Raw genomic sequence first — 5,683 nt, forward strand, 5'->3', positions numbered from 1 at the left:
CGCCCGGCCCCCCGGAGCAGGCGCCCTCCGCGCCGCAGCCGGTGCCGCCGCAGGCACCGCACGCACCGCGGCCGCCGCAGCCGCCGCAACCGCCGGTGTCAGCCTCGGAGACCCCGCAGGCGGGACAGCCCGCCCCGCATCCGCCCGCGTTCCCGCAGCCACCGCAGCCGCCGGCGGCGCCGGAACAGCCCGGTTACGGATATCCCCGGCCTGAGCTGCCTCCGGCGGGACAGCCCGTGCCGCAGCAGCCGGTGCAGGGCTATCCGCAGCCCGGGCAGCAGCCGCAGCAGGCGCAGGCGCCGCAGGGGTACGGGTACCCGCCACCGGCGCCACCCGCCGCCGCGCAGCAGCAACCCCAGCCGCCGCAGCAGCCGGTGCAGGCCGCTTATCCGCAGGCACCGCCGCCCGCGCAGCCCGACCCGCAGCAGCAGGGCTACGGCTATCCGCCGCCCGCGCCGCCCGCGGCGCCACAGGCGGCCCCGCAGGGAGCGCAGGACCCGCGGGCCGGGAACGCCTGGCCCGGCCAGCAGAGCTACGGCCCGCAGCCGGGCCAGCTCGGCTACACCGCCGCCGTCGAACTCTCCTCGGACCGTCTGCTCCAGGAGAAGGGGCGGCACAAGCGGCGTTCGCAGGCGCCCAGCCGCCAGCAGTCGTCCCGGTTCAAGATCGGGGGCAAGGCGGCGGACGCCGAGCGGCAGCACAAGCTGGACCTCATCCGCACGCCCATGCTGGCCTGCTACCGGATCGCGGTCATCAGCCTCAAGGGGGGCGTCGGCAAGACGACCACCACCATGGCGCTCGGTTCCACCCTCGCGGACGAGCGGCAGGACAAGGTCATCGCGATCGACGCCAACCCGGACGCCGGCACGCTGGGCCGCCGCGTGCGCCGCGAGACGGGCGCGACCATCCGCGACCTGGTGGGTGCGATCCCGTACCTGCACAGCTACATGGACATCCGGCGCTTCACCTCGCAGGCCCCGTCCGGCCTGGAGATCCTCGCCAATGACGTGGACCCGGCGGTCTCGACCACCTTCAACGACGAGGACTACCGCCGCGTCATCGACGTGCTGGGGAAGCAGTACCCGATCATCCTCACCGACTCGGGCACCGGTCTGCTCTACAGCGCGATGCGCGGGGTGCTCGATCTCGCCGACCAGCTGATCATCGTCTCCACCCCCTCGGTGGACGGCGCCAGCAGCGCGAGCACCACGCTGGACTGGCTGGCCGCACACGGGTACGGCGACCTGGTGCAGCGCAGCATCACGGTGATCTCCGGCGTCCGGGACACCGGCAAGATGGTCAAGGTCGAGGACATCGTGGCGCACTTCCGTACCCGCTGCCGCGGGGTGATCGTGGCACCGTTCGACGAGCACCTGGCGACCGGTGCCGAACTGGATCTGGACCTGATGCGGCCCAAGACCCGGCAGGCGTACTTCGATCTGGCGGCGCTGNCGAGGACATCGTGGCGCACTTCCGTACCCGCTGCCGCGGGGTGATCGTGGCACCGTTCGACGAGCACCTGGCGACCGGTGCCGAACTGGATCTGGACCTGATGCGGCCCAAGACCCGGCAGGCGTACTTCGATCTGGCGGCGCTGGTGGCGGAGGACTTCGTCCGTGCCCAGCAGGAGCAGGGGCTGTGGACGCAGGACGGCACCAACAACCCGCCGCCGCACATGGCCCCGCCGTTGCCGGGGCAGCCGCAGCAGCAGCCGCACCACCAGCAGCAGGGCGGCTATGCGTATCCGTACCCCCAGCAGCCCGGACAGCCCGCCTACGGTTATCCGCAGCCGGGCCAGCAGCCGCAGCCGCCGCCGCAGCAGCAGGGCTACGGCTACCCGCCCCCGGGACAGCAACCGCCGCCCCCGCCGCAGCAGCAGGGCTACGGCTCCCCGCAGCCGGGGGAAGGCGGCTGGCCGCCGCCGCCCCCGCAGCAGTAACGGCGCGCCGGCTCAGGACGGGCGGAGCAGCAGCAGGGCGGTGTCGTCGGTGCGTTCGCCCTCCGGGCGGGTGCCGTGCAGCAGGGTGTCGGCCAGCGGCTCCAGCTCCGCGTCCCCGGCGGTGCCGAGGGTGCGGGCGAAGGCGCGCAGGCTCTCGTCCAGGTGCTCGTCGGGTACCTCGATCAGCCCGTCGGTGTACATGGCCAGCAGGGTGCCCGGGGGGAGCGGGAGCCGGACGGAGGTGTAGCGGGCCTGCTGATCGATGCCGAGCAGCAGGCCGGCCGGCAGGTCCAGGGTCTCGGTGCGCCCGTCCGGGTGGCGCAGCACGGGCGGCGGGTGCCCGGCGGTGGCCAGGTCCGCCCGGTGCCGGGCCAGGTCGAGGTGGCCGTAGAGACAGCTGGTGAACAGGTCCGGTCCGAGACCGGCGAGCAGCCGGTTGGTGCGGCTGAGCACCTCGGCCGGTGACGCCCCGGCCGTGGCATAGGCGCGCACGGCGGTCCGTACCTGCCCCATCAGGGCCGCGGCGGTCACATTGTGCCCTTGCACGTCGCCGATGACCGCGGCGAAGGTCGACTCGTCGAGCTGCACCAGGTCGTAGAAGTCTCCGCCGATGTCCATGCCCTGGGTGGCGGGAAGGTAGCGGAAGGCCACCTCCAGACCGGCGGGCCGGGGCAGGTCGTGCGGCAGCAGCCCGTTCTGCAGCGCGTGGGCCAGCCGGTGCTTGGTGTCGTAGAGGCGGGCGCGTTCCAGGGCCTGGGCGATCAGGCCGGAGAGCGCGGAGAGGCTGTCGCGCTGCTCGGCGGTGAAGGTGTGCGGCTGCTCGTAGGCCAGGACGCAGGCGCCGATGCGGCGGCGGGAGGCGATCAGCGGCAGGTAGGCCCAGGCGGACATGGAGTCCCGCATGGCCGGCCGGTCGGGGTACGCCTGCTCCAGTTCCTCCCGGGAGCCGAAGAAGACGGGACGGCCGCCGGTCACGGCATGGGTGCCGGGGCTGGAGACGGAGAGCGGGGTGGCGTCGAACCGCTCCATGGTGGAGTGCGGGTAGCCGCGGTGGCCGATGACGCGCAGCCGGTCCCCCTCGGCGGCCAGCAGCACGAATCCCTGGGCTCCGAAGGCGGGCATGAGCTCGTTCGCGGTGCGCTCGACCACGTCCTCGACATCGGCGGCCTCGGTGAGGGCGCTGGCGAGGTGGAGCAGGTGGTAGATGCCGCCGACCCGGGCGCGGGCGACGCGGCCGGGGCGGGCGGCGGTGGGCTCGGCGGCCCCGGCCGGGTGCTCCTCGGCCGGGCTGATCAGCACGCTGAGGCCGGTGGTGTCGGGGTAGAGGCGGAAGGTCAGCCAGGTGCCGTCGGCGCGGCGGGCGTTGAAGGAGACCGGTCCGCCGCTGACCAGTGCGCTGCGGTAGACGTCCTCGTAGGCGGGATCGGCGAGCCACGGCAGTACCGCCCAGGGCAGGGCGCCGAGCAGGCGCTCGCGGCGCTCGCCGAGCAGTCCGGCGGCCCGGTCGGTGAGGAAGGTGACGCGTCCGCTCAGGTCGAGGGAGCAGACGCCGTCGGGGAGGCGGTTGGCGAAGTCGGCGGCGGCGAGCGCCTCGGCGGGGGTGGGTGCGGAGGCGCGGGGCACGGGCAGCACCCGGGGCTGGTCGGCGGCGCGCAGAGGGCGGCCTGCTGCGGCCGCCCGGTGGAGGACGTTGCCGATGCGGTCGGCGGCCCCGGTGAGGGTGCGGCGATCGGCGGCACCGAGCCGGGTGCGGCGGCTGGCGGGCCACATCAGGACGAGCACGCCGTCGGCCGGGCTGCCGGTGGTGCCGGTGCCGGTGGTGCCGGTGCCCGTGCCGGTGGTGGCGTCGGCGGCGGTCGCGTCGCCGGGGAACGGGGCCGGGGCGGAGGCGTCGGAGGGGGCCGGGCCCGAGGCCGGGACGGGGACGGCGGCGAGGGCGAAGTCGTAGGGCGAGACGAGGGCGGTACGGGGATAGGTGCGGGCCAGGTCCTCCCGGCCGCTGATCCAGACCAGCCGCCGTTCGCGGGCGGCGTCCGGCGCGGGGCCGGGGTGGCCGAGGGGGAGCCGGGCCCAGGGGCCGGTGAACTCGGGGGGCACGCCGGTGACGGTCTCCAGGGCGAGCATGCCGTCCTCCGGCACGGTGAGGTACAGCCCGGCCATGTGGGCCCCCACCTGCCGCACTACCGTGGTCACCTCGCGGTCCATGCGGTCCCGCAGGACCTCGGGGGGCGCGGCGTGCCGCAGGCGGCCTGGTGACATGGTCGGCCTCCCGCCTGGACCGGTGCCCGCCTGCCGGTGCCGAGGGGCCCGTTCCCGGTGTCACCGCCGGGGCCGGACGCCCGCGCCGCCGGGCCAGCGGAACGTTTCTCCTATGACGGGACGATAGTCCGGAACGGTGGGTGCGGCATCCGCTTCACGGGAGAGGCGGCGGGCGGCTGCCGACCGGGGCGGGCAGGCCGGACGAGCGGGCGGGCGGTCCGGGCGGGCGGTCCGGGCCGGGACCGGCTCAGCGGGTGAGTTCGCGGGTCCGGTCCACGTCCTCGGCGATGCGGGCCTTGAGCGCCTCGATGCCGTCGAAGGTCTCCTGACCGCGCAGGTGGGCGAGGAAGTCCACGGCCACGTAGTCGCCGTAGAGGTCCAGGTCGGTGCGGTCCAGGGCGTATGCCTCGACGGAGCGGGCGGTGCCGTGGAACTGCGGGTTGGTTCCCACCGAGATGGCGGCGGGCATCCGCTCACCCGCGGCGGTCAGCCAGCCCGCGTACACGCCGTCGGCCGGGACGGCCGAGTAGGGCACGGTGTCGACATTGGCCGTGGGGAAGCCGAGCTCCCGGCCGCGGCGCGCGCCGTGGACGACGATGCCCTCCACGCGGTGCGGGCGGCCCAGGACCCGGGCGGCACCCGCCACGTCCCCCTCGGCGATCAGCCCGCGGGCCAGGGTGGAGGAGAACGGCTGTCCGGCCGGGGCCGCACCGGCCGCCCCCGGGGGCGGGGAGCCGGGCGTGGCCAGCTGGACGACATCCACCTCGAAGCCGTAGGTGCGGCCCAGTTCCGCCAGGGTGTCCACGGTGCCGGCCGCCCGGTGGCCGAAACGGAAGTTGGGGCCCTCCACCACGGCGACCGCGTGCAGCCGCTCCACCAGCACCTTGACCGCGAAGTCGGCCGGGGAGAGCTGGGAGAAGGCGGTGGTGAACGGCAGCACCAGCACCGCGTCCGCACCCAGCTCGCCCATCAGCTCGGCCCGGCGCGGCTGCGGGGTGAGCAGCGGCGGGTGCATGCCGGGGCGGAGCACCTCCAGGGGGTGCGGATCGAAGGTCACCACCACCGACGGCACGCGCAGCTCGCGGGCGCGGCTCACCGTACGGCCGATGATCACCTGGTGGCCGCGGTGCACACCGTCGTAGGAGCCAATGGTGACGACGCTGCGCCCCCAGTCGCCTGGGATGTCTTCCAGTCCATGCCAGCGCTGCACCGTCTGCACCGTGGTACTCCGTCTCTGCTGTCTGTGGTCCGCCGACTGTGCTCGGAGCCTGCCAGCCCCAAAATACCTGCCAGGGGCGGCCGGACATGGCGCCGGGCGGCCCAGCGGGGTGTGCTGCGCGGCACAGCCAGGGGCGGCGCCGGGCCGGCCGGCGTGTCAGCCGGGCGTGCCGAGCCCGGCGGGCTGGTGGCGGCGCGGCGGCCGGGACTCGGCCGTGGCCGCGGCCGCGGCCACGGACTGCCCAGGGACGCGCGGCCCGGCGGGCG

General features: G+C 75.2%; 2 protein-coding genes and 2 pseudogenes. 2 read left to right on the plus strand and 2 right to left on the minus strand.

Features of this window, described 5'->3' with window-relative positions:
* Together GQS09_RS29780 and GQS09_RS31050 are read left to right on the plus strand one after the other, a co-directional pair.
* Positions 1 to 1,430: pseudogene (locus GQS09_RS29780) on the plus strand (MinD/ParA family protein); the annotation flags it as partial.
* A gap of 23 nt (positions 1,431 to 1,453) precedes the next feature.
* Positions 1,454 to 1,939 (plus strand): annotated as a pseudogene (locus tag GQS09_RS31050) (topoisomerase II); the annotation flags it as partial.
* 12 nt (positions 1,940 to 1,951) lie between these two features.
* Here the strand turns inward: GQS09_RS31050 and GQS09_RS30455 are convergent.
* Together GQS09_RS30455 and GQS09_RS21925 are read right to left on the minus strand one after the other, a co-directional pair.
* Positions 1,952 to 4,198 (minus strand): SpoIIE family protein phosphatase, encoded by a 2,247-nt coding sequence (locus GQS09_RS30455; RefSeq protein ID WP_165988934.1) that lies wholly within the window; start codon positions 4,196 to 4,198, stop codon positions 1,952 to 1,954.
* Positions 4,199 to 4,445: 247 nt separating this feature from the next.
* Positions 4,446 to 5,408, minus strand: a complete 963-nt coding sequence (locus GQS09_RS21925; RefSeq protein ID WP_165988936.1) for a bifunctional riboflavin kinase/FAD synthetase — start codon at positions 5,406 to 5,408, stop codon at positions 4,446 to 4,448.
* Positions 5,409 to 5,683: the final 275 nt, after the last annotated feature.

Origin of the sequence: Streptomyces sp. YIM 98790 (assembly GCF_011421595.1) — a bacterium.
In the GTDB taxonomy this organism is placed as follows: domain Bacteria; phylum Actinomycetota; class Actinomycetes; order Streptomycetales; family Streptomycetaceae; genus Streptomyces.